The following is a 26,620-nucleotide window of genomic DNA, read 5'->3' as shown; positions in this document are numbered from 1 at the left end:
CTGCCCCCGAAAAATAGAAAAATCCAAGATGGGTGACGCATAGTCAAAGTCAGGATAGCCATCATCTGAGTACTGGCGACCGCTATATCGTTGGCTAGCCCATTTTTGCCGCAACTTCACTCCATAGAAATTAGGATTAGAGCCATGTCGCATCAGCTCTATGTCCGAGAAATCCACATTGATGTATTCATTGCTCTGAAATAAGGCCCTGAGATTGTTGATGTATTGCTGCTTGTTTTGCTTGCTATAAACCACTTTCTCCTTTACTTGTTGGGAAACACCATCAGCTTGACTTTTACCCATAGTTTTAATAACACGACCTGTGATAATAAGCGCATCATCACTGAAGATTTCATCCAAAGCCGCTATATTCTTCTCAACATAATAGCTTCTGAAATCTTCCACGAACTTCAAGATTTCCCTTCTCATTCGCATATCCAAGTTAGCTTTTCCACCTGATAAAAGTGCAAGATAAGAGTTATTGTCTATAGCTGTTCTTACGCCTGTAATAACCCCTTGCTTGTTAAAACTGATAGTCAGTTCTTTATGCAATTCACCTTTGTAAGTATTGTCCAAAGGTTTCATCTCGACAGGTATCTGACGGACTTCATACCCTGTAAAGTCTTGGATACACGACTGAACATTATTATTCCATTCACAACGGAAATGGATGTTCTTCCAAAGACTTCTCAATCCATTTGCCGCATTATCATCTATTCTTACTCCTCCTAAGTTCAAGAGCCCTACCCTATTTCGCTCAGCTCTGTTAATCTCCGTCAACAAAGCAGACACATTTCTCTCAACTTGCGATTTTAGCGTTTGGTTATAGATTCCATCAGAAAATCGGAACGTCACCTGTGCCAAAGCAAATTGAGCACAAGCAAACGCAGTACATAATATCAAAATTAACTTCTTCATATATCTCATTTTAGCAGTATACCTATTGGTATACAATTAGTAAACTTATTCATACTTTCCGTATCCATCACCGCTCCTGTTTTAACATTGATCCTCGCTCCATTCTGCATTGGAGAAAGCACACCAACAATTTGACGGTCGATATTCAACATTATCAGATAGCAAGCATTGGGATCAGACATCGTGCGAAGTTTTCCCCAATCTTCAACCAATCCGTTGTCCATTGCCTTTTCCAATAAGTATTGCATACTGGCATAAGTGTCTATTTCATTTATTTGCTTGATGATATTTGGCAAAGCAGAGCTACCAGACGTATGAGAAACAGAAGCTGTAATTTCACTTGAACTATTTGGAGTAAACTTCATGGTACTTTTATTGACAATGTCTTTTGCTACATACACCATGACAAGAGCCGACTCACCACGCTTAACATTTTTAGACAATAAGGCTTCCCGAACCCTATCCTCTCCGATTTCCGCGATTTCCATTTCCTCACAATAGGCAGAAAGTCTCTCCATCAGTCCCATCAAAGCCAATTTCTTGGCATCATCTTCAGTAGAGGCAGTTGCCTCTGCCGTGAAATACTTGCCTGAAAGTTTGATGTCATTGATAGCATCTATGCCATCCTGCCCAAAACAAAATAAAGGAAAAGCCCAAAGGACTAAGTAACCTAAAATTCGTTTCATTTTTTATTTTCTTGATTTGATGTCATTATAGAGATTCTTCACATTGGTTGTTGGTGTATATAGATACGCATACGATGTGAACAAAAATTTGCTTGTTGCAATATCTTTCACATCACACGACAAACTCAACACATGGTCATAGCCAAGTTCCTTATTATATAGGAACAAGCCACCTTGCAACTTGCCGTTCTTAGTTTCTTCATAGCCAAAATATGGCACGCATCCCATACTCCTTGCAAAAGCAACCAACTGTCTGACTGGCACTACAACTGTTGTTTTTTTCTTATCACTACCTATTACGGTAAGTGAAATCTTTGCCGCTGGAATGGCATCGCAATCCAACAACAACGTATTGGCTACTGTTTGAACTGGGAACTTTGCATCTACAACAGGAATATAATCCACGCTATCTTTCAACTTAAAGAATGTAGTGTTGGTTATCGTTTCCAAGCCATAATGTTTTCCTGGCAAAGTGTACAGAGTATCCGTACCATCCTTCACAATATTCAGCCTCGCAACATCCACATTACAATCAGCAGGGCTATGCTTCAACTTATAAGCCTTTAAGTCTCTCACAAAGTTGGCTTCCAATTCCTTACGTGGAGCATTCATCAAGAAATCATACTTAATCGGAAGAAGAATATTAATTTTCTCGTTTTTACCATCTTTCCATATAATTTGGTACGCTTTGTTATTGACCATTGCTACAGAGCAAGATACCGATTTTGGAAGAGACAGCATCAGGCTCCAGTTTCCCTTGACGAATTTGGCATCCATATACTTTAATTGATTCTTTGTCAACTTATAGGTATTACATAGCAGTCCATTCTCCAAGAAATCAAGCACGGCACCATTCGCTTGCTGCCGATAAGCCTCAGGGAATAGTTGTATGCCAATATGTTCCACCATACCATTTTCGGCTTTTCTAACTACCAGTTGATGATTGTTCTTCTGTATGAAAGTATACCCTATCTTGAGTGTATCGAGACCCTCTAGCTTTAACTCAGCAGCCACCTTTTTCAATTCTTCCGTTTTGAAAGAGAGGTTATTCTGAGCCTCAGCAGCAAGAGCGACGAACATCAAGGATATTATTAATGATAGAATTCTTTTCATGTTATGCTATTGTTTTTAGCGATAGCAGATGCCCATTGGCACCTGCTATCATATAGGATTATCAGAATGTAAATTCACGAAGAAGCCCAGTCCACGAATTGCCTTCCTGTCCTCGTTTCATTATTTCCTTGGCGATTTCCGCATTTTTCGGCAAACCGCCTAGTCCTTGTTGATAACAAGAAGCAAGATTGGCTGCAGCCGTCTTAGAGAGATAGCCATTGACCAACGCTTTATTATAGCAAGCGATGGCTTTCGTGATATTTTTATTCACAAGCTTTCCTGTGAAATACAAATCACCAAGCTCACACATCGCTGGAGCATAATCTCCATCGGCAGCCTTTTCAAGATATGTCACCACCTTGTTTTTATCTACCTTGACCGTTTTACTGCCAGAAAGATGTAATTGAGCTAGGAGGAAACAAGCGTATGGTTCACCAAGGCTTACACCTTTCTCATAATATGCCAACATCTTCTTTTCGTTAGCCTTTTTCCATTCTTTGTCTGCATAGCAGAGACCCAAAAGAGCCGAAGCCACTGGTATATTTTTCTTTTCAAGCGCTGTCAGTTCCTTTACAGCCGTGGCATAATCAGGAGTAGTTGCTTCCATACAAGCCATAGCGTGTATAAAAGTATAGAAATCCGTTCCTTTCCAACCATTATTGATTTCCACATTATCATCAGCCAGTTGCTTCATGAAGTTCGCCTTCATGCCTTTAGCAGAAGCATTCGCTAACCATTGCAAGGCTATGAGATAGTTTTGTTTTACTCCCAATCCTTTCTTATACATGATGCCAATATTCCACAGAGCCACAGGATTGTTTTTCACCGCAGCTTGCTTGTAAAGACTCATAGCCTTTGAATAATCTTGCTGAACGCCATCACCTTTGTATAAAAGGTCGCCCAACAACATCATTGCACTCGGTATATTTTGCTTCGCAGCCTTGTCAAGATAGCCAACAGCCTTAGCTTTATCAACCTTGGTTCCCTTACCATTGCATAGATAATCGCCCAATTTATAAGCTGCAAATCCATTGTTCAAGTCAGCAGCCTTTTGGAAATAAGGCAAAGCCTCGGCATACTTCTTGGCATGGTCGTAGGTAGTAGCCACCTTGACGATTGCATCAAGAGAATTGTAGTCTGCTGCCATCTTATAATACTTTAACGCCAATTCTGGATTCTTCTTGACGGTATTACCACAACCATTCTCGTACAAATCAGCCAATAGATGCATATCAAAAGCGGAGTGAGACTTTGCTAGGTTCTCCTCACGCTGTTTGACGAGTTCTGAATTTCCAGCCTTGACAGACTCCTTGTAGAGTTTCACCGCCATGACAGAATCTTTCTTGACACCATGTCCCAACTGATAACAAAGTCCCATATTGGCAATCGCCTTGACATGCTTCTGCTTACCAGCCATACTAAACCATTTCAAAGCTACATCGTAGTTTTGCTTTACCTTTTTACCTGTATAGTAATAGGTTCCCAATGTGTTTTGCGACTCTGCATCTCCTTTCTTTGCCTCATCTATCAGTTTTCTAACCTCAAGAGAATCCACATTGACCGAAGTCTTTGCCTTCTTTACTTTTGCCGTTTTCTTCTGTGCGGAAACAGGAAGAACCAAACAAAAAGCCATTGACAGGACAAATAATATATGTTTATTTCTCATAACTATGAATTTTACTGAATATTACCAAAATAACTTTTTATCCAAGGTCAACGACATCGTCCATTGGGTTATCCAAGTCGCTATCCGAAACATTATCATGCTCATTCTGTGCCAGATAACCAGTCTCACCATTATTGACACTAACAATACTTTCCGAATCGCTTACAGTCAGGGTAGAAGGCACATCTGCTAGAACATTACCCGATTCATCGGTAACGACATCATAGGTATTGTCACCATCCACATCCACGGCATAAAGAGTTTCTCCATTATCACCAGTGAATTGTGCGGCTGACAAGACTTGCCCATCAACCGTTTCCACAGTACCAACTGCTGCAATGTCAAGATTTCCCATGTCATTATCGGTTGGGTCCACCATAATAACATCATTCGTAATATCTTGTGCTACCAAACGAGGGTCTACGTCCGGAATATCATTTGTATCTATCTCGCCAGCATGAACGGTATTCTCTGTAGCTGGCTGCACATGGGTAGTAGAATTTCCTTGTGGTTGTGTCGCATTATCAGACACCTGCGGCTGAGGCTCTGTAACATGAGACTCATTCTCCGTTGGGGTTACAGTGGCATTCTGCGTTTCCGAGTCTTTATTTTCTTCCGCAGTCACAACCTCCTCAGTATTCTGACCGATAACCTCCTCGTCCATAGGACTAATAGGTTCCACGATGGCAAACTCTTCATCGCCTCTTACAATATCAGCCGACACCACCGCACCTGCACCTAAACCTGCTGCACCAGCCAAGGCTGCACCTTTCTTGAAAGTTTCCTTAGCATTTCCATTCTTTGCATTCTTATTAATAACCTGAGTATCCATAATTGTTTGTTTTTAAATGATTTATACTTATTTTCTGATGCAAAGATACTTGTTTTTAGCGGTACTATCAAGTTTTTTCAGCCATGTTACTCCAACCACTAAGGTTCTTTGACGAAACCTAAAGTTTCTCTGACGAAGTCCCAAATACGATAAAGTTTAGTTTTTCTGTTAGATTTAGGAACAATATAAGATATGTTCTCTAGTCGTTCATTCACCCCATCCACTTTATCTATCTCTATAAGATATGCCGTATTATTATCATCACTATCCCTACATATCATAGCTAGTTCTTTTGCTTTTTCATCCAAAGGAGCATCCAAAGTTAGAATTTCTGCAATATCTTTATCCTTCACTTTGGTATAAACACCATCTGTACAAAGCATAAAAACATCATGAGGTTGTATGTTACGTATCAAAGTGATAGATGGAGTTTGATAATCTGCGGGATTATTCGTTACAAAAAGACATTTTGTTATGACATTTCTTTTTGGATGGTCGATAGCCTCAGCAGGAGTTATTACCCCTTCCTCTATCAAATCATTTACCAACGAATGGTCTTTGGTTTGGAATATAATCCCTTCCTCCTTACGTATCTGATAAACACGACTGTCGCCTAGGTGCGCCAATAACATACCCTCGCTTGTTTTCGCCATAAAGGCAAGAGTTGTAGCCATGGTTGGGCATATCGCTCTATTATTATATAAGGTGTGGTAGGCATGTTCTACGAGCTGCAATATATCTTCTGCCTTCAGTTCCGAACAACTTTCATTAGCCAGATTCTCTTCTATTGATTGACAAACAAGTTTGCTTGCCACCTCCCCATGGTCTCTTCCCCCCACACCATCACAAACGACGAAATACGAAGTTTGCTTGTTGGCATCTACAGGACATAAGCAATCCTCTTGGCTCTTTCGATTGCCAAGCTGGGAGAATGAACAGGGCTGAGTTATCGAAATTATCATAATTGTTTCTCCTTCCAATAAAGCAAAACCATAGGTTGCAAAATACGAAAAGAAAATCAAAAATGTCCATTTTCTACGGAGAACTTCAAAAACTCCGTAGAAAAATCCCATTATTAGTGTTTATGTGCTTATTTTAGCCAAAATACCATACGAAAACAAAACCTTTTCATATTTATTCCGAAAGAGCCAAACGGAAGCCTAGATTCATATCACGAATATTAGGAGAATATCCTGCTCTTGCCGCAACAGTTATTGCCCCAGCGATATAACTTCCACCACGAGCAATTCGAGTTGGTCCAGAATTCGGACCGACAGGGTCTTTTTGAGATGATTCTATATAATTTCCCCACCAATCTTGACACAATTCCCAAACATTACCATTCATATCATAAATACCAAGTTCGTTTGATTTCTTGGTACCTACAGGATGTGGTCTATTGTTAGAATTACCTTCATACCATGCAACATCAGAATACAAACTGCTACCACTATACTGAGTTCCTCTACTCTTATTTTCCCCTCTTGCAGCATACTCCCATTCCGCTTCTGTTGGCAACCTAAATTTCTTCCCTGTCATTTCATTCAACTTAGCTATAAATAATTGGCAATCATTCCAACTAACATTACCTACAGGCAAATCTTCTCCTTTAATTGAAGATGGATTATTTTCCATTACTAACTGCCACAAGCTTTGCGTCACCTCATACTTACCAATATAATAGTCCTTCGTCAAAATCACTTTATGAGCAGGCTTTTCCCAACTATAAGGATTTTGAATTTCAGATGTTGCTCCCATAACGAATGAACCAGACTCCACCTTTACCAATTCTATGTTGAAACCGTTCTTTACTGGTACTATAAGAGTTTTATTTTTATCATCGTTATCTATTGAGCGAGATAAAGACAGGATATAGGTAGCCCCACTTTTTAATTTTCCTACTCCATAATCATAAAAGTTTATCATCAGAGGAACATAATCCTGATGAAGAATACGAAGCATAGAATTGCCTTTAGGCATATAGACCCAATATTCACCTGTCTTTTTTACTACATCTTTTACACCGCCACTACATTCAAACTCAACGCCATCAAGAGCCAAGCCCACTTTCACTAACGCACAAATTTTGTCATTATTGTCAAGCCTAATAGCAGAAGGAGGAGTCCTAGCTGACAAGTCGCCTTCAGAAAGTTTAAAAGACTTCACCAACAACTCCTGAGAATATCCCAAGCTAACCAAACATACCAAGAAACAGAAAGTAAAAAATCGTTTCATATTATTTCACTATTAAATTTTAAACATCATATTTTCATTCAGAAAGAGCAAGTCGCAAGCCCAAAATCGGTAGATAAAATAAATCCATACACCACTCTTTTTGCATTGCAACTCACACAATACTAGCTATCATACTACTCTGATAAAGCTAATCTGAAACCTAAGCTACTAGCATGAGCAGTAAATGGATCTCCAATACGAACAGACGAACGACAATTTCGTTCATTATTAGGAAAGCCTCCTCCCCTATACATTTTTGAAAAAGTTCTAGGGTTTATCATTATAGGGTCAGACTGAGCCGTACTTTGATACTCTCCTTTTCCATCTTCAACCCATTCCCAAACATTGCCACTCATATCATAGATTCCTAATTCATTCGGAAGTTTTGTTCCTACAGGATGTGGTTGTTTACTATTTGCACCCCACCATGCTACATCAGACAGAATATCACTTCCACTATATTGATAACCTTTTCCTTTATTTCCGCCACGAGCCGCATATTCCCATTCTGCTTCTGTTGGAAGACGGAAAACTCGTCCTGTAACAAGGTTAAGTTTTTTAATAAATTCATGACAATCCTTCCATGTTACCGATTCAACTGGCAGGGTCTTTCCTTTAAAGACCGAAGGATTATTACCCATTACAGATTCCCACAAATGTTGAGTTACCTCATACTTTCCTATATAATAGTTTTTTGTCAAGGTAACTTGATGAGCTGGTCTTTCATTATCATACGGCTCTAACATTTCTGGAGTTGCTCCCATTGCAAATGTTCCCCCCTCGACTCTTACCATTTCAACATTTACACCATTTTTCACTGGGATAACCAAGGTATTAGAAGAAATACTAGCGTGGAGTTGCCCCACAGACTTTTCCAACGTAAGTACATAGGTCACACCACTTTCCACCCTACCTATTCCATAATCATAGAAATTGATTTCCAGTGGGGTGTAATCATTGTGCAAGACACGGAGCTTCGAGTTGTTCTGAGGTAGATAGACCCAATACTCACCAGTCTTTCTCACAACATCTATCACCCCACCACTACACTCAAATTCAACACCATCAAGAGCAACACCCACCTTTATCAACGCACAATACTTGTCATTAGTATCGTAGCGACACGTGGCAGAAGCTCTCGCTAAGATGTCACCTTGTGACACCTCAAAAGAACTAACCGATATTTTTTGAGCACAAGCCAACATTGTTTGAAACAAAAACAAAGCAATAGTTACGATTATTGTCTTCACAGCACTAAAATTTTATACTTTCTACAATTATTCGATGTTAATTATGAGGAATGAAGAAATCCTCTGGAGACAAAATCTCATCTTTTTTAGAAAACAAAAGACAAAAATGTATCTTTGGATTAGCTTCCTCTGTAAAATCCCACAAAAGGAAATAGTAGCCACCAGTTGCACTTTGCAGCTCTCCATCACCACGAGACAACTGTAATCTAAAGTTAACGCCATAAAAATATGGATTCCATGCATGACGCATTAACTCTATATCTGAAATTTTGGCTACTATACACCCATCTTGTTGAAAGTATTTATTTAGGTTACTCAAATATTCCTGCTTATCTTTTACCGAGCATTCATTCTTTTTCAAAGACACCCTTACTGGAGTTTCACAGTTTTCGGCAAGCGACTTCTTGACATCAAACGAACAAAATCCTAACATTTTTGCTATTGCATTTATATCCTTTTCTGTATAGTAGCTTCTACAATCCTCTAGATACTTCAATATTTCTCTTCTCATCCGCATATCCAAGTTGGCTTTTCCACCTGATAAAAGAGCGAGATAAGAATTATTGTCAATGGAAGTCCTAACACCAGTAATAATCCCTTGCTTATTAAAACTAATGGTTAGTTCCTTGTGTGATTCACCTTTGTATGTATTGTCCAAAGGTTTCAACACAATAGGTATCTGACGAATTTCATATCCAGTAAAGTCTTGAACACAAGACTGAACATTGTTTTCCCACTCACAACAGAATGGCATATATCGCCAAAGCATAGATAATCGTTCTGAGGCTTCTTTACTCATTTTTATTTTAGCCAAATTCAGCGTTCTATTGCTACTGTCAGCACGATTTATCTCCGTCAACAATGCTGAAACATTGTTTTCTACTTGTTTTTTTAGTGCTTGGTCATAAATGCCATCACTAAATCTAAACTTTACTTGCGCAAATGTTAGCAATGAGCTAAACATTTGAATCAAGACACTGATAATTAAAACTTTAGTTCTCATATACATCAAGTTAATAAAACACTTATTCTGAAAGGGCCAAACGAAGTCCTAAATCTATGGTATGAACAGAAGGACAATAAAAATATCGACAAGAAGGACGGCAAGAGAAGCCATCAACTCCCCAACTTCCTCCTCGTACTACTTTCAATTTTCCTTTTTCAAGCCCTACAGGATTTATTTCTGGCGAAGCAGAATAATTTCTTTTCCAATCTTGACAATATTCAAATACATTCCCAGACATATCATAAATTCCCAACTCATTAGGTCGCCTTGTTCCCACACCATGAGCATACAATCCACTGTTATGAGAATTCCATCCAACATCTGAAATATCATTACCACCACTATATTGGTATCCTTTAGACTTAATTCCTCCACGAGCCGCAAATTCCCATTCGGCTTCAGTTGGCAGTCGAAACTCCTTTCCTGTCATTTTATTTATTTTTTTTATAAACTTTTGGCAATCATCCCAACTCACATTATTCACAGGAAAATTTGTCCTTTTCAAACGAGAAGGATTCTTACCCATTACTATTTCCCACAAAGATTGTGTCACCTCATACTTTCCTATGTAGTAATCATCGGTTAAAGTAACTTGATGAACAGGACGTTCACTATCAAAAGCCATTTCATCACCATCCTTAGCCCCCATCAAAAATGTACCCTTTTCAACTTTCACCATCTCTATAAAAACATTACTTTTTACTTGTATTGAAATAGTGTTACTGGCAACCTCCACATTAGTTTTAGGCTTAGCAACATTCGATATGGATGCAATACTGTCACTTAATTTTGTTATCGGCAAAGATGCTTGCTGGAATTCTGAAACGACAGTACTTTCGGCAACATCAGAGAATTGCGTTTCTTTGAATAAGGCGATTTGAAGGTTACTAGGAGAGGAGGACTTTAACTTTACCATTCCTTCCTCCGACTCATAACCATCACAAATAACCATATAAGAATGCTGTCCAACAGGCAATGTCGCTTTTACCATTCCCTTTGAGCCTTTTACCAGTTTACTATCAATGAGTACCATTGCAGATGTTGGAGTATATCTGATAGTCAACGTTTGCCGTTGAGTGTTTTGCCTGGTATTAGAAGCATTCATTGTTAATTGGTAAGTCCTGTTACTCTCCAATTTCTCGACACCGTAATTAGGAAAGGTTACCATAATCGGAGAATAATTGGGATGCTTCACTTTCAACATTCGGCTACCTCGTGGCATATATACCCAGTACTCTCCTATCTTATTTACAACCTTTCCTACAACATTGCCTTCAAATTGCACCCCTTGCAAACCTATACCAACTTTTACTAACGCACAATTTTTATTATTCAAGTCCTTGCGCGGTTGAGTTTGAGCTGACAAATCAGATTGAACAAAGGCAAAAGACTTAACTGCTAATTCTTGCCCTTCCATTCTACACACAATTAAGAGCAACATTAAAATTGTTATAAGTTTTCTCATTTTATACTAACATTTAAATTCTGCAATTCTTATTTATTATAAAATGGCGGCACAAAGAAATCCTCAGAACCTTAATACATTTCTTTTTGGGAAAACAAAAGACCATAACGTATCTGTGGCTTAGCATCCTCTGTAAAATCGTTGATTTTTCTGCATAGAACAGTCCATAAACTATTATTCAGATAAAGCCAATCGAAAGCCAAGGTTATAAATACGATTTTTTGAAGTTCCATAATTACTACGATCAGAAGAACGACAAAATCCTGCAGTTTGCTCCCAACTACCACCTCGATATACACGACAGATGCCATCATCCGCACCTAACGGATTTGTTTGGCTTAAAGCAGAATAAAAGCCAAATCTGTCAAAGCACCATTCATCTACATTACCAGACATATCATAAAGTCCAAGTTCATTCGCAAGTTTGAGTCCCACAGGCTGGGTTTTATGTTCACTATTACTTGAATACCAAGCCACATCTGAAATTTTATTACTTCCACTATATTGATAGCCACGACTCTTCTTGCCACCACGAGCTGCATACTCCCATTCTGCCTCTGTTGGCAAACGGAACTTTCTGCCAGTTATGTCGTTTAATTTATTTATAAACTTTTAACAATCATCCCAACTAACTTGTTCCACAGGAAGATTATCTCCTTTAAAATAAGAAGGATTGTTGTCCATTAATGCACACCACAATGATTGCGTTACTTCATATTTACCAATATAATAGTCATTAGTTAAAGTCACTTGATGTATAGGTCTTTCTTCTGTCCATGAATTCTTCATTTCTGGGGTTGCTCCCATCATAAATGTACCACCCTCTACTTTAACCATCTCTATGCTAATGCCGTCTTTAACTGGAATTGTAATAGAACTAGCAGACGATGATGGTTGTTTCTTGTACGTTTCTTCTATCAAAGTTATTTCTTCTTTTGTTCCTTCTGTAAGCTTTACTTGCTTAGGAACGCAACCTAAAAATGTCACAGTTACTGTTATAGAAGAGGATTTTGCCTTGATTATAAAGTTCCCATCTATATCTGTTACAGAAATATTTTTCGTCCCTGTTTCCTCAACAACGGCACCAATTACAGGTTGTCCATTTATATCAACAACCTTACCAGAGAATTTTACAATTTGATTACGAACAATATGCTGCGTCGCTACATCGTTTGTAGAAGTCGAGATAGTATTTGTTTCTTTTGACAATGTAATTTGAAGGTTGCTCGGTGCTGCTGCTTTCAACTTTACAGTTCCCTCCTCTGATTCATAACCATCACTAGCCACAATATAAGAATGCTGACCTACTGGCAAGACAACCTTGGCAACACCATTAGTTCCCCTAACCATCTTATTGTCAACAAGCACAGTTGCGGAAGATGGAGAATACTTGATGATAAGGGCTTGCTTCTTTTGTTCAATAATCGACATTGGTTTTGTCAATATCAAAACATACGTTCGATTGCTCTCCAATTTTTCGATTCCATAGTCAACGAAAGTCACCATTACAGGAAGAAAACTTTGAGTAAGCACTTTCATTTGTCTCGAACCTTGTGGCATATACACCCAAGTTTCATTGCCATGTTTTATCAAAGGGGTAATAACATTACCTTCTATTTCCGAGATACCACCTACAAACTGTACTTTCACCAATGCGCAATTCTTATCATTCAAATCCTTACGAGGTTGAGTTTGAGCAGAGAGGTCACTTTCTGCAATACCAAAGGATTTTACATGCAATTCCTGAGAATAAACAGAAATGGAGAATAGTAATAGTATAAAGAGAGCAAATACTTTCCTTATTTTCCCTACTTTAAAAGTAATATACTTCATTCTTTAACTAAACATTTTTACTAACAAACAAAATACAAAGAAAATCAAAGCCACAATTAAGCAAAGTATCTTTGCGAACCAAAGTCCCCATTCTACTTTTATTATCGCTTTCGGAAAATCTGTTGCAACATATTCAGTTCTTTTAGGACTGGCCACATATGATAATGGCTTTTTAAGCCTGTAACTTGCATACAATAGATTCACAATAACATTCAGAATCAAATGAGTAAGTTCTAAAAGTATAACCAACAAGCAAGATATTATTATGACTTGTGCATAATGATTATGCAACAACTCATCCAACTTATACTCACCTTTTTCAACCAATAGCCAAATCAGTCCTAACCCTGTAATTGCCAAATATCTAATATAAGTCGATATTCTGTCAGAAAACAAGACCGCATTTTTCATACGTTCGTTATATTTTTTCCGAATATCTTGAATATTATTTATCATTTGCATATTGCACCCCCTACCCCTTATCGTTACAATTGGCAAGAACTCTAAGGAACAATAATAACCCCTTTACATTTTACATTATCTTTCAAAGAATCCATTGGGACTTTACCACTTTCATCTTCATCACCACGACTTTGTAGTTTTTCCCGACTATAACGCACTTTTTCCAAAGCATGGCCAAAGTCGTTATTTCTAAACTGATGCAGAGTCAATGCTTTAATTCTTTTTCTAGAAACAGGCAGAAATTTATAATTATGTCTCATCTTTGCTTAAAAAAGTCTCTTATTAATTATATTTTCAAACATCTTGAATTCTAATTCTCCCTATTATTCTGTGAGAACCAAACGAAAGCCAATATCATCAGACTTAACAATAGCCCCCGTTGCATTACGACTTTTCACACTGCAAAATTGACTGCCTGCTAAAAACCACCGCCAACTGCCACCTCGCAAAACTCGTCTTGCTCCATCTACAGGACCTTTTGGATCTACTGACGCAGAACTAGAATAATCTCCGTACCAATCTTCACACCATTCATATACATTGCCTGACATATCATAAAGCCCTAATTCATTCGGTCGTTTCATTCCTACTTCATGAACTTTCCCATCTTTCCAACCTACATCATCAAATTTACTACTACCACTATACATATAATCCTTACTATTTTTTCCGCCAATAGCAGCATATTCCCACTCCGCTTCTGTAGGAAGACGAAACTGGCAGTTTGTAATCTCATTAAGTTTAGATATAAATTTTTGGCAATCATTCCAACTTACCATTCCCACAGGATATTTAACACCTTTATTTTTGGAAGGGTTCGTACCCATTATCACTTGCCACAGGGCTTGAGTTACCTCATATTTTCCAATATAGTAGTTTCTTGTCAATGTTACTTTATGAACTGGTTTTTCTTTGTTTCCATCCTCTCCCACCTTAGAAGTAGCCCCCATCATAAACGTTCCTGCCTCAACTTTCACCATTTCAATACTAATACCGTCCTTTACAGGAATCGTTATCGTATTACCAGAAATTTTACTGGAGCTACTAGCAGAAGTTGGCCTTTGTTGCACTGTTGTTTGAGCTATAGGTTCAGTAGGTTGTACCATATTACCATTCTGATTCAGCACCAACACATAAGTCCTATTACCCTCCAACTTCTCCACGCCAAAATCTGCAAAAGTAACCATGATAGGCAGAAAATTCTTGGTTATCACTTTTATCTGTCGTGAATTCTGAGGCATGTAAACCCACACTTCATTATTGTGCTTATCCAATGGCGAAACCACATTGCCTTCCACATCCAAGACTTCACCGACAAACTGCACTTTGACCAAGGCACAGTTTTTGTCATTCGTATCCTTGCGAGGTTGAAGTTGTGCCGTCAAATCAGAGGAAGCCAACTCAAACTCAGAAATTAGCTTTTGAGCCGATACAGAAAAGGCTTCAAGCACCAACAACATAAAAAACAGAAATCGTCTCTTCATTTTCTGTTTATACCAAACATTACATTCATTATCTTACAAACGACTCCACCTTTACTCCATCTTGAAAAAGAGCGCCATTTTGCAAAACACCATTCTCGCAGTAGCCGTCAATATAATCACCAGCTTGAGGAACCGTAGAGCAACCTGCCACCGCATGGGAACTACGGAATGTCATTCTACCATTGCCATGTGGCTTGCCATTGAGAATACCACCTGTCCATGTAGCATAACCTAGATTTACCGTTCCAGACTTTGCCGTTTCTTTCTTTGCTGGCTTTACTGATGCTGGACCTCCATCAACATCTTCATGTTTATCCACCTTATTAGAGGTCTTGGCAGATTGCTTTTCAACTTGCGAATTATCCCTTTTTGGAGATTCAACATTTTCCTTAGCCGTAAACTTAGCGATGCGTACTGTATCTTGGGATACAGAATCCGTCTTTACATCTTGCTGAGCTACCTCCGAAGACTTGCCCTTATCACCGAAATGGTTCTTAGCATACCAACCGATGCTACCCACCAACAAGAGTCCGATGACAAGAGCTGCAACCTTTCCGATAGGCAGCGAACTGGAAGAGCTAGGAATAACAGGGTCTGTAACGATAGGTTCACCAGCAGTCATATCGGCACCAGAGCCCGTCTGTGATTTACCTTGCTGCAAGATATTCTGAAAGTCTTGGATGGTTTGCGGAAGACAAAGGCTATCCTTTTGCATTCCACAAATAATAGCATCCATCGTATTCTGCGAGATGCTTTCTGGCAAAGCTCGATATATCTTATGAACGCTCTGCTCCGAGGCATCATTCGGTTCCTTGCCTGTTATCATATATAATAAGGTGGCGGCTAGCGAGTAAATATCCAACGAAGGGTGGAACTCAGAAACAGGTTGCTTCAGTTCCATAGGTGAATAGCCTTTGGAATATCCACCAATCCCTTTGTTTCTCTTTGGCTTTCCATTCTCGAAATACACAGCCTGACCGAAATCTATCAACATCGGCTTTACCGATGCACCCTCACCCACCATCATGATGTTATCTGGTTTGATGTCCAAGTGCAAGATATGATGGTTATGGAGATAAGAGAGCGCACCCGATATAGCGCCGACGATTCCCCGAGCTTGGCTCTCAGACAAACAACCACCTTGTTCGGAAACATATTGATAAAGCGATACTTTGCCAAGATATGCCATCACATAATAAACCGTGTTGTTCTGTTCAAAGACCTCGTTCACTGGCACAATATTGGCATGTTTCAAGGCATGAAGTATCTCTGCCTCTTCTCGAAAATCTTGCTTCGCCTGCTTGAATAGCTGTTGGTTCTCTTGTGCCACCCGTACGTTCCCATTGGCATCCCTAGAACAAATCTTGCCCATGAAGAATTCCTTGATGGTAAATGTCGCAACCTGAGAAATGTTACCTACCATAATCTGCGCCTTGGCTAGGTAAGTGATGCCAAAACCACCCTGATGTAGTTGTTTATCTATCGTATATGTCGTTGCTCCTTTCAGAACGGAGCCTATTGCTAATGCGTTCTCTATCATAACTTATTTATTTGTAAGACAAAAGTGAGTTTTACCTAATATGAATTCTTGGTCCAACTGGATGTAAACCGACGTACCTACAGGTATCATCTTTCCTGAAAGATAAACAGGATTCTTGGAGCGATTAACGGTCAGGAGGTATTTGTAGGAATGTCCCACTGCCTCGACAAGAATCGTTACAGAGCGATGGCTAATAGTCCTATCTCCCTCTATCATAATATCAGAAGGAGAAGACGAGTCATACATGCCTATCGTATTGGATCCCAACTGCAAACCATAATATTTGTCTTTGTTGTAGAAGTGCCTCTTTTTCTGCAAGAGCCTGGCTACCACACCCGAAGGAGTTCCATTGGTAGGAATAATAGGGTCTGTTGCAGGATGGGATGACTTTTCCGAGTTTCCATCCATACCCATTCGAATTTGCTTCTCGGTGATTTTCACGCCAAACGTTTGTCCACATTCTAGATGAGGACACTTTACCTTGACCAAGCCTCCCTGTCCTGGCGAATAAAACTTCACCACTCGTCCACATTTGGGGCATTTTGTCGCAATGACTGGTTTCTTATTTTCTTCCATCGCTATTTTTACCAACTCATTAACACATTATTATATAGTGCCTTTGATGTCACCAATTGAGGATGCTGTCTCTTGTTATGCAGCTGTACATCTTTATGAATATACTTGAAAAGTTCGATGGCGGTAATGTTCTTGTCGCCATCGCTATCCGCCTTCCCACGCAAGCCCTTCATAATACCATTGGTCATCAATCCCGAACCAACCAAAGGACTCTCTGAAGAAGTTTCGCTAGAACGAGAGGATAGATATACGATATACCGAGGATTGCTCTTCATAATGTTTTCCCATGCCTTTTCATTGGCACTGACAAAATTCTTGGAATGCATATTGTTAGCAGCAGTTCCAGAGTAGCAAGCATCAATATAACATACGATATCCTTGGCTGGGCACTGGTCTAACTCTCGGAACAGCTCATTATACGAGAGCATCTGCGAAGAAGTGGATGCATAAGTACAAATGATGTTCTCCATACCATGCCCACTATAGGAAAATACAATCCTATCATTGGAGGTTGCTATATTTCTTACCTTTCTGATGGCAGCGATGACATTGGCACGAGTAGCATTCTGAGAGGTTAGCAGAACTACAGTCGCTCCCTTCGACTTATATAACGAAGCCAGACTCTTGGCATCCTTGGTAGACTGGGTGAGGTCGTTAGCCGTTCCTTCATAATTAGACACACCAGTAATGATGGCGTATGTTTTCTGTGCAAGCGCAGTTGTTGTCAGCAAAAAAGCAGACAAGCATGTTAGGACTAATCTTTTCATGATGTTTATATGTTTTAAGCGTGAGCCTTGCAACGGCTACACATTTGGTTCTTGAATTCGATTTCCGAAAGAGGCTTCGCACAACAAGGGCAAATCAACTTACCCGAATATTTGCTATTGAAATTCTTCAATTTCGAGTCTTTACCTATATATATGTTGATGAAAGCCTGTAGTATAGTGGTAAACACGGCTGTCACCGCCACTCCATATACCTTCTGATGCAACGGCAACAGCAAGGTGAGCATCAGTCCAATCATCGCCGAGATAAATCCTGGCAAGAACTTCATCATGTTCTTTTTCTGCAATTTGGCATCTATCTCCGTTTTCTCCCTGATTGCCTTGTCATGAATTTCAAGAACATACCGAAACTCCTGTTGATAATTCTTAGGGTCTTCCTCCAAGACATGATGGGCATAGAAAGTGAATCCCATGCTTGTTTGGTCGGCAAGAACGATACGAGTAAACTCGGTAATGTTCACCCTCTTTATCTGGACTAGTTCATCATTCTCATTGATGATGTATGTGCCATTCGTGGAGTTGAGGTCTTCCAAAATCCACTGTCCACTATCCGTAACAGTAATCTTGGCATGTTGCCTACTTACCCTCGAACCATTGATGGCAAACCTCTGGGTTCCCTCTTTTCCAATAATAACTTCTAGCATAATTCATTCTTCTTTATGGTGCTCTTGCTGACCAAATCCTTGTATTTCTTCAACAAAGGCTTTGGAAGTTTGAGCGTTATGGTATTCTTCATGCAATCAGACAAAACAAGGTGCTGTTTCAAAACATTTATGTCGTAGAGAAACCACTGATTGATGATTACACTTCTTCCTAATCTCACAAAAGGACTGACTTCTCCATCTGCATACGAAGCCGATACCAAAGTTTCCACCTTAGAAATGCCAAACGACAGAACGGTTGTCATACCACCAATGTAGCATATCTTGGTGTAATTGCCATCAGCCATAATATATGCTATGTTATCAACAAATAGCATGATCATTTCGTCTCGATTGTTGAGACAAATCTTTTTCATAAGCTACACATTATTATATATTACTATTTTATCTTTTCCAGCAACCCTGTCGGCACATACGCCGTACTCACCAAACAAACGCCTTTCACCTCGACAACTACCCTCTGCTGTCCGCCGAGCCTAGCCACCCTACCGACCACCCCCTTAAACTCGCCGCCAGTCACCTTCACCAAGTCGCCACTCTTGAAGTGGCACTGGTCTTCGCTCACCACCTTCACCTTATCTATATCCACACTCGTTACCTTGATGAAATTCATCATGGCAGCATAGGGGATGGTGAGAGGTGGATTCTTGCCCGCCTCATCTTGCTTGAAATGATCATAATAAGGATTGAGAAAATTCAAATCGTCGTTATTGAGTATTTGGGAGATTGTTTCTAGAGTGGCATACACAAAGAGGAAATTAGGCAGGAAAGGCTCTATCTTGAATCGTCGCTTTCCTTTGACAATCTTCGCAACGTGCCGCAAAGGGAGATAGCATTCGGCATCTATTCTATTACCGTCGGGGCTATTTCGTTTGCTCAGAATATAATCGTAGGCTTTCTTCTCACGATGGTAAGTGGCTCGCAACACGTACCATTTCTTCATTGGGTTTGGAGCATATCTTACCGACACCTCATTTTGTGTATTATTGAGGGGGACATCGGAGGTAAGTCCGACGTGGGGAGATACTTTTCTACCTCCATCGGGTGCCACATTAATCAATGTTGACATGGTATTTTCCTAGTTTCTTAGAAAAATCCTCAAAAACGAACGGACACAAAAAGAGCGCGGAGCCAGTCTGCTGCCCGTCCCACGCTATTAAGGCCTTCGCATTGCCCTGTCTGTCGAAACGAACAACGCTAATACAACTTCAAATCTCATGCAACAATCAAAATGATAAGAAATCGCGCGTAAATACCAATATATACAGCATATAGCAAGTATTTAATAAAGTATGTATTTTGTTATTTGTTTGTTACTTTGCCATTTGATTTTATAATTTATCATAGTTAATGGTTCGTAATTGGTTCTTGTTTTGGGTAACAAATCCAATTATTTTTCGTATCTTTGCACCGTGAGTAACAAATCTCGCAAAATGACAATAAGTAGAATAAAAAACAAAGTAACATGAGAAGTAACAATGAACCTGTGCGCATACGCTACAAGGATTTGGCGAATGGCACAAAGTCGATTTATCTCGACACTTACAAAAGTGGAAAGAGGTCGTATGAGTTCTTGAAGCTTTATCTGCTTCCCGAGGACGATGACAAGGCTAAGGCTGTCAATGCCGAGACCTTGCAGAAGGCAGAAGCTATCAAGAACCAACGAGTGCAAGAAATCCTGTCGGGAAAGTTGGAAACAGTGAAGGCTTCCTTGGAGCATCCTGCTTCTACAACAACTTCAAGCAAGAAGACCGCACGTTTAAGTAAGAAGAAAAAAGTCGGCAGTGATAAAACTGGCAAAAGTGTCAAGGGAAAGGAAAGTGAGGTAAACGAAGTCGTTGGAGCCGTTTCTGGCAGAGAAGGACACCAATGGAAGTTTATTGACGATGACGGTGAGGACAGAGCCATAGATGGAACAATCAAAAAACATAGAGGCAGACCCAACAAGCGTGAAGCTGTCACTCTTCGTTTCAAGGACCTTGCCAACGGCAGTAAGTCGCTCTACTTCGACATATATTATAATGGTGAGCGCAAGTACGAGTTTCTGAAGCTCTATATCAACCCAGAGATTACCGAGGCTGACAAGCAGAATAATGCCTTGGTCATGGAAACCGCAGAGCGTCTGAAAGAACGCAAGATGCGAGAGGTTGTCAATGGAGAGACTTTCACGGATCCTTCTGACGAGCTGAACCAAGTGGAGAAAGTTGAGGAATACACCAGTTCTGTGATAGTCCGTAGTCGCAAGATGCGCAATGGAGACCGTTCCCTCTTCCTTGATATATATTATGGTAAGGGACAACGTGCCTATGAGTCAGTTGGTCTTTACCTTCGTAAGGATGACAGCGAGGATAAACACAAGGAAATCTGGAAAGAAGCTGAGAAAAAGGCCAAGGAACGCATGAAGGCATTGAAGGACGGAACCTTTGAGAAGCGTGTCGGCAGAAGAGGCTACAAGCCGCATGGAGAAGATCCAGATGCCAACGTGGACAAATACAAGGAGTATCTTGCCACTAAGAAGGTGAAGACAGAGATTGCCGTTGCAGAGACTGAGCGCAAGAGAAATTCCAAGACCAAGGAGCCTGTGAGAATCCGCTTCAAGGAACTTGCCAACGGCAACAAGTCGGTCTATCTATCCATCAATGTCAACGGTCGCCGTACCTATGATTATCTGCGCCTTTATCTCATACCAGAGGTTGACGCAGCTGCCAGGGAGCAGAACAAGCAGACAATGCAAGCAGTCTATGCTATCAAGGCACAACGCATCATGAGCATCACTAACGGTATCGCAGGGCTCAAAGACAAGTCAAGAATCAAAATGCGACTTGTGGATTGGTTGGAGATATTCCGTGACGCACAAGTGGAGCGAGGAAGACAATCTGCCCGAAACTGGGTGAACAGCGTGCTGAATGCAGTGAGAGAACACTCGCCAAATGTGACACTCGCAGAGATGACCAAGGAATACTGCAATGGTTTCATGGTGTTCTTGTTGAACGACTATATCACCTACAAGCACACCCATCCGTCCAAGTCCACGGTGATGAACTATCTCAAATGCCTCAAAGCAGCCTTCAACATGGCTATTGAGGAAGAGATAATGGACGACAATCCCGTATTGCGTCTTCGCATGGATGTTCTGAAAGGTGGCGGCACCAAGCGAGAGTACCTGACCGTTGACGAGGTGAAGAGACTGATTGACACCCCTTGCAAGCGTGAGGATATCAAGGCGGCGTTTCTGTTTTCATGCTTCTGCGGACTCCGTATCAGTGACGTGAAGAGTTTGAAGTGGAAGAACATCATCACCGAGGGTGACAAGACACGAGTTGAGATATTGCAGTACAAGACCAAGCAGCCTCTCTATCTTCCTCTCAACAAGCAAGCCCTTCGTTGGATGCCTGAGCGTGGATCTGCAAGTGACGAGGACAATGTGTTTCCAACACTGCCAAGCAAGAACTACGACTGCATCCCGGAATGGAGCCGTGCGGCAGGTATCAGCAAGCATGTAACCTACCATGTCTCAAGGCACACGTTCGCCACGATGGAGCTGACCATGGGCGCAGACCTATACACTACAAGCAAACTTCTCGGTCATACGGAGGTGCGCACGACACAAATTTACGCAAAAATCATCAACAAGAAAAAGGACGAGGCTGTTTCTCTGTTGGACAGTGCGTTCGAATAATAAAAATGGAACATAATAATACATCAAACAACCAAGGACGAGAAGACTCCTCGTTCTCTCTTTTTACCCCAATGCAATGAATGCACCTTCGCTAACGGTGTAGGTGGCATTTGTGGTACCAACAAATTGTGGCTGTTCTTCAAGGAAGCCCATGAGTGCTATCAGACGGAAGTCATAGGATGCGGTAAACTGTATCACCGCTACAAAAAGGACTTTCTCAACAGCCATTTCTATACGGACTGCCAGTATGCGGCAGGAAAGAACGAGCACAAGAAGAACTTCTACATCATGGAGGAGTTTCTTGAAGAACGTGAGGATTTGGTAGTCATATTCTTTACCAAAGTGGATTTCGAGTATCATGACTACAAGGCTCTTCATCACAAGTTCAACACCACGGAGCCGCCTCCAAATGGTCAGTATCTCCATGGTAAACCACCGTCAATATTACAAACAGCACAAGAAACCAAACCGAAACAGGACTTTCAATGTTACTTTGATTCTACTCAGTTGAACCTCATTGCGCGCCATGCCAATGAGGTTCATTTGTTCTCAGCCGATGTGTCGGAAGAGGATATGCGAAAACTCTTCTCGTGCCAAGTTTGCAAGCAGCTAAAGGCGAGAAGTAACAGACGTGTGGCATTCTTCTTTGACATGCTCTGCAGCAAGAACTTGATTTGCAAGCAATGGCAATCGGTCATTGCCAAGCATAAACTCATTCTGTCTTCATCAACAGACAAGCCACTTACAACAACCAAGCTGTCCTCAGCAACCAGTGATGCCAAAAGTACCAACGCCAGTATCTATGAGGCTATCCGCAAGAAAGTGCAAGAAATAGCAGAATGCGGTAAAAATGATAGCAAGGACACCATCTGACAGATGAAAACCTTGACAGTTGGCTTGATAGTCGGTTGACAGTCAAGCGCCCTTCCATCCGATTGGGCAGAAATGCCCTTACCTTTGCCCTCCGTAATCAGAAACCTGGTTATGGAGGGCGACCTCGTTATGTGTAACGATAAATAAAATTACGACAATGATTGGACAGACAACAAATCAGGCAAACAATCCGCCAAAGGATGGTGCGATACTACCGCCAACGATAGACGTGGATAAACACGAGTTGACAGAACAAGAACTGGCAGACATGACACCAATGAGACTTGCCGAGCGCATTCAACAGATGGAAGAAGCATTCAAGCTGCTTGGACCAGTGGAGGATGTGCTGAACCGCATCAAGTGCTTGGAGAAATGGCTCTTTGCAGGAAAAGACGTGCTCACCCTTGACGAGGCAAGCGTATTCCTTGACGCTTCAAAGAGTCAGCTTTACAAACTGACACGTACCTTTGCCATTCCCCATTACAAGCCAAACGGCAAGACCATCTATTTCAGCAAGGAAGAACTGGTGGAATGGATCAAGAAGCACCCTGTGAAAACAAAAGACGTGTATGAGCAGGATGCCATACGCTATGTGATGAACAAACCCTTGAAGAGCAGATGACGATGGAAGACATGAACGACATGAGCCTCTTTGAAGGCGCAGCGGACAATGCTGATTTGTTGGAAAAGTTGCTGAAGGCATCGCTTATCCATGCGGATGAGACCTACCAGACACCGCCACAGATAATATGGGTGGACAACTCGACCATAGCCACGCTTGGCAACTTCAGTGCCTCCACAGGCAAGGCGAAGAGCCGAAAGACGTTCAACGTGTCCGCTTTGGTTGCTGCCTCGCTTGCTAACGGAAAGGTGCTGCAATATACGGCAAAACTACCCGATGACAAGCGTAAGATACTCTACGTTGATACGGAGCAGAGCCGTTTCCACTGTCACAGCGTGATGCAGCGCATCCTCCGGCTTGCAGGATTGCCCGACAACATGAACAGTGAGAACCTTGTGTTCTTCGGACTGCGAGAGTACAGTCCCAACCTCAGACTGCGACTGATAGAATATGCCTTGCAGACGCAAAAGGGCTTTGGCTTGGTCATCATTGACGGCATAAGGGACTTGATGCTCGACATCAACAATCCGAGCGAGTCCGTCCATATCATCAACAAACTGATGCAGTGGTCAAGCCGCTATGACCTGCACATCCATTGCGTCTTGCACCTGAATAAGGGTGATGACAATGTAAGAGGTCACATTGGCACGGAACTCAGCAACAAGGCAGAGACGGTACTGGTGATAAGTAAGAGCAATTCGATGGCGAATGTGAGTGAAGTGAAACCGCTCAACATCCGAGACAAGGACTTTGCGCCCTTTGCGTTCCAAATAAACAAGGAGGGACTTCCAGAGATTTCCAAGGACTATGTGGTTGACTCTACCACAGCCAAACAGCCGAAGATGACGATAGCCGACATTACCGATGAGCAGCATGACAAGGCACTTGAAATGGCTTTCGGCAAGAAAGTGGTGTCAGGTTATGAGAATGTGATAAACGCATTGACGAAAGGATATACAACTATTGGTTTTGCCAGAGGTAGAACAGTGATGTCAAAGTTGCTGACCTTCCTATTGAAGAGCAAACTGGTGGTGAAATGCGGCAACAACGAGTATTGCAGAATGAAGAATTATCCTTCGCTTCCGCTGCTTGAAGGGCAGGAGGTGAAGAAGTGAGGATGAAGCGAAAATCACTTCAAAAACTACTTCATTCACCTCGGTGTATATATAATAGTAGAACGGACGGATTTTGTGAAGTGGCATCATATATAACTACATAGATATACGACGAAATGACTTCACAAAACCGTTCATTCACTCTGGTGTATATATAATAAGCGCACGAATGAACAAAAAAAAGAAAGATGAACATACAACAAGCAAAGGAAATCAAACTCACGGACTATCTGAGCGCATTGGGACATCAGCCCAAACGATGCAGCAAGTCCACCTCTTATTATCTGTCGCCATTACATGCGGAGACAAAGCCATCGTTCAAGGTGAACTTCAGCCGAAACCAATGGTATGACTTTGCTCTTGGCAAGGGTGGCAACATCATTGCTCTTGCCCAACTTCTCTACAATACGGATGATGTGGGTGCTGCATTGCAGCATATAGCAGCAGACATGAACAACCCAAAGTCCACAAAGGCAAAACCTCCCATACCGACACAAGTAGAGACAGACAAGATGGACAAGGTACATATCCAAGAATTGTCCTACCCTGTGCTTATGTCGTATCTGCGTTCACGCCATGTGGATGCGGACATAGGTAAACGCTATTGCAAGGAGATCTGGTACACGTTTAAGGGCAAGCGGTATTTTGGTATAGCCTTTCCAAATAACAGGGATGGTTATGAGCTGCGTAACCCATATTATAAAGGTTGTTTGGGCGAGAAAGACATATCCTTGATACATTCACAGCAAGTTGGAGTGCAGGACAGATGCTGCATCTTCGAGGGGTTTATGGACTTTCTTTCGTACAAGACTTTGGAAAAGCGAGGCGACAATGTGATTTGCATACAAGAGCCATGTGATTATATTGTACTGAACTCCATCAGTAGCCTTGGGAAATGCATGGAACGATTGGCGTGTTACACTGCTATCCATTGTTATCTTGATAATGACCAAGCAGGAACGGTGGCTGCCCATACAATCATGGACTGTTATCAAAACAGGGCAATCAACGAATCCATAAGATATGCAGAATACAAGGATGTCAATGATTATCTTATCGGCAGAAAATCCATTATTCCGCATAAAGAGGATGTATAATACGATAATTTTCTACGGAGAAAGTCAATATTCTCCGTAGAAAACTATATTTTGCGTGATTTTTGCGTAGATTTCCGTACAAACATACTACATTTTTGAAAATATGTAGTAACTTTGTACAGAATTAAAGATGCAAATCATGGAAAAGCGTATGACAAATCCAAAATCTGAAGGCTATATCTCTGCAAAAGATATGGCAGGAAGAGCTGCATACTATAAAGTATTGCAAGCCGCCAAGAATGGCGAACTCACCAGAATAAAAAGAGGTGTGTATGCAACCGATGACCATTTGGCAAGTCAAATGCTTGATGTGGAAAAGGTTGTTCCTGGTGGTGTGTTGTGTCTGTATTCCGCTTGGTCACATTATCAGTTGACTACACAGGTACCACAAGAATATTGTCTTGCAATAAAAAGAGGCCGAAAAATCACCCTTCCAGATTATCCCCCAATTACACTATACCATTGGAGTGATACCGCCTTTAACCTTGGAATTACGAATACAGAGATTGAGGGTTTCAAGGTGAGAATATATGACGTGGAGAAATGTGTCTGTGATGCAGTAAAGTATAGAAACAAAATCGGCATAGATGTCTGTACGGAGATTATAAAGGAATATCTGAAACGCAGAGATCGTAATGTCAGCAAACTGATGAAATATGCCTCACAACTGAGAGTTGCCAAAACATTGGGAACATATCTACAAATGGAACTATAAAATAAT

General features: G+C 40.9%; 25 protein-coding genes and 1 pseudogene. 6 read left to right on the top strand and 20 right to left on the bottom strand.

Annotated features, from left to right (window positions below):
• The 20 genes and pseudogenes from KSW37_RS03115 to KSW37_RS03015 form a co-directional block, all read right to left on the bottom strand.
• The coding region (locus KSW37_RS03115; RefSeq protein ID WP_217313264.1) for a hypothetical protein at positions 1-918 on the bottom strand (918 nt) is incomplete at its 3' end.
• A gap of 5 nt (positions 919-923) precedes the next feature.
• A complete protein-coding gene (locus tag KSW37_RS03110; protein WP_119228874.1) occupies positions 924-1,604 on the bottom strand; it encodes a hypothetical protein in 681 nt (226 codons plus the stop codon).
• Positions 1,605-1,607: 3 nt separating this feature from the next.
• A complete protein-coding gene (locus KSW37_RS03105) occupies positions 1,608-2,717 on the bottom strand; it encodes a hypothetical protein (RefSeq protein ID WP_151201989.1) in 1,110 nt (369 codons plus the stop codon).
• A gap of 61 nt (positions 2,718-2,778) precedes the next feature.
• Complete coding sequence (locus KSW37_RS03100; protein ID WP_217313263.1) at positions 2,779-4,383, bottom strand: SEL1-like repeat protein; 1,605 nt, start codon at positions 4,381-4,383, stop codon at positions 2,779-2,781.
• Between the two features lie 37 nt (positions 4,384-4,420).
• A complete protein-coding gene (locus tag KSW37_RS03095) occupies positions 4,421-5,215 on the bottom strand; it encodes a hypothetical protein (protein WP_119228877.1) in 795 nt (264 codons plus the stop codon).
• A gap of 98 nt (positions 5,216-5,313) precedes the next feature.
• Entirely contained in the window at positions 5,314-6,288 is a 975-nt protein-coding gene (locus KSW37_RS03090) for a PP2C family protein-serine/threonine phosphatase (protein ID WP_119228878.1), read from the bottom strand.
• Between the two features lie 61 nt (positions 6,289-6,349).
• Positions 6,350-7,450, bottom strand: a complete 1,101-nt coding sequence (locus tag KSW37_RS03085; RefSeq protein ID WP_254368535.1) for a formylglycine-generating enzyme family protein — start codon at positions 7,448-7,450, stop codon at positions 6,350-6,352.
• 134 nt (positions 7,451-7,584) lie between these two features.
• Positions 7,585-8,700: a formylglycine-generating enzyme family protein gene (locus KSW37_RS03080; RefSeq protein ID WP_334644687.1), complete on the bottom strand. Its 1,116-nt coding sequence runs from the start codon at positions 8,698-8,700 to the stop codon at positions 7,585-7,587.
• 37 nt (positions 8,701-8,737) lie between these two features.
• On the bottom strand, positions 8,738-9,703 hold the full coding sequence (locus tag KSW37_RS03075) for a hypothetical protein (protein ID WP_151201990.1): 966 nt from the start codon (positions 9,701-9,703) through the stop codon (positions 8,738-8,740).
• Positions 9,704-9,725: 22 nt separating this feature from the next.
• Positions 9,726-11,171, bottom strand: coding sequence for a formylglycine-generating enzyme family protein (locus tag KSW37_RS03070; protein ID WP_254368534.1), 1,446 nt, complete (start codon positions 11,169-11,171; stop codon positions 9,726-9,728).
• Positions 11,172-11,345: 174 nt separating this feature from the next.
• A pseudogene (locus KSW37_RS03065) lies at positions 11,346-12,521 on the bottom strand (SUMF1/EgtB/PvdO family nonheme iron enzyme).
• 486 nt (positions 12,522-13,007) lie between these two features.
• A complete protein-coding gene (locus tag KSW37_RS03055; protein WP_119228882.1) occupies positions 13,008-13,460 on the bottom strand; it encodes a hypothetical protein in 453 nt (150 codons plus the stop codon).
• Between the two features lie 47 nt (positions 13,461-13,507).
• A complete protein-coding gene (locus tag KSW37_RS03050; protein ID WP_118064954.1) occupies positions 13,508-13,726 on the bottom strand; it encodes a hypothetical protein in 219 nt (72 codons plus the stop codon).
• Between the two features lie 63 nt (positions 13,727-13,789).
• Positions 13,790-14,950 (bottom strand): formylglycine-generating enzyme family protein, encoded by a 1,161-nt coding sequence (locus tag KSW37_RS03045; RefSeq protein ID WP_254368533.1) that lies wholly within the window; start codon positions 14,948-14,950, stop codon positions 13,790-13,792.
• Between the two features lie 28 nt (positions 14,951-14,978).
• Complete coding sequence (locus tag KSW37_RS03040; protein ID WP_217313262.1) at positions 14,979-16,490, bottom strand: serine/threonine protein kinase; 1,512 nt, start codon at positions 16,488-16,490, stop codon at positions 14,979-14,981.
• Between the two features lie 3 nt (positions 16,491-16,493).
• Positions 16,494-17,066: a hypothetical protein gene (locus KSW37_RS03035; protein ID WP_151201991.1), complete on the bottom strand. Its 573-nt coding sequence runs from the start codon at positions 17,064-17,066 to the stop codon at positions 16,494-16,496.
• Positions 17,067-17,074: 8 nt separating this feature from the next.
• Positions 17,075-17,833: a caspase family protein gene (locus KSW37_RS03030; protein ID WP_118064960.1), complete on the bottom strand. Its 759-nt coding sequence runs from the start codon at positions 17,831-17,833 to the stop codon at positions 17,075-17,077.
• Between the two features lie 14 nt (positions 17,834-17,847).
• On the bottom strand, positions 17,848-18,495 hold the full coding sequence (locus tag KSW37_RS03025; protein WP_217313261.1) for an FHA domain-containing protein: 648 nt from the start codon (positions 18,493-18,495) through the stop codon (positions 17,848-17,850).
• Complete coding sequence (locus tag KSW37_RS03020; protein ID WP_151201992.1) at positions 18,489-18,869, bottom strand: hypothetical protein; 381 nt, start codon at positions 18,867-18,869, stop codon at positions 18,489-18,491. The genes KSW37_RS03025 and KSW37_RS03020 overlap by 7 nt, the downstream gene beginning before the upstream one ends.
• A gap of 23 nt (positions 18,870-18,892) precedes the next feature.
• The gene (locus KSW37_RS03015; protein WP_119228889.1) at positions 18,893-19,582 is read right to left on the bottom strand and encodes a UpxY family transcription antiterminator; all 690 of its coding nucleotides are present in this window, start codon (positions 19,580-19,582) and stop codon (positions 18,893-18,895) included.
• Positions 19,583-19,978: 396 nt separating this feature from the next.
• Between KSW37_RS03015 and KSW37_RS02995 the strand changes: the two genes are divergently transcribed.
• The 6 genes from KSW37_RS02995 (at position 19,979) to KSW37_RS02970 (ending at position 26,614) form a co-directional block, all read left to right on the top strand.
• The gene (locus KSW37_RS02995) at positions 19,979-22,192 is read left to right on the top strand and encodes a site-specific integrase (protein WP_022328232.1); all 2,214 of its coding nucleotides are present in this window, start codon (positions 19,979-19,981) and stop codon (positions 22,190-22,192) included.
• Between the two features lie 126 nt (positions 22,193-22,318).
• Positions 22,319-23,065: a hypothetical protein gene (locus KSW37_RS02990; protein WP_217313260.1), complete on the top strand. Its 747-nt coding sequence runs from the start codon at positions 22,319-22,321 to the stop codon at positions 23,063-23,065.
• A gap of 157 nt (positions 23,066-23,222) precedes the next feature.
• Positions 23,223-23,687: a helix-turn-helix domain-containing protein gene (locus KSW37_RS02985; RefSeq protein ID WP_022328234.1), complete on the top strand. Its 465-nt coding sequence runs from the start codon at positions 23,223-23,225 to the stop codon at positions 23,685-23,687.
• 2 nt (positions 23,688-23,689) lie between these two features.
• Entirely contained in the window at positions 23,690-24,802 is a 1,113-nt protein-coding gene (locus KSW37_RS02980) for an AAA family ATPase (RefSeq protein WP_437182886.1), read from the top strand.
• 188 nt (positions 24,803-24,990) lie between these two features.
• A complete protein-coding gene (locus KSW37_RS02975) occupies positions 24,991-25,899 on the top strand; it encodes a toprim domain-containing protein (protein ID WP_118066281.1) in 909 nt (302 codons plus the stop codon).
• Positions 25,900-26,029: 130 nt separating this feature from the next.
• Complete coding sequence (locus KSW37_RS02970) at positions 26,030-26,614, top strand: type IV toxin-antitoxin system AbiEi family antitoxin domain-containing protein (RefSeq protein ID WP_010537134.1); 585 nt, start codon at positions 26,030-26,032, stop codon at positions 26,612-26,614.
• Positions 26,615-26,620 lie beyond the last annotated feature (6 nt).

Source organism: Segatella copri, assembly GCF_019127135.1.
GTDB lineage: Bacteria > Bacteroidota > Bacteroidia > Bacteroidales > Bacteroidaceae > Prevotella.
The sequence above is the reverse complement of the archived record's forward strand: the minus strand, read 5'-3'. Positions and strand labels throughout refer to the sequence as shown.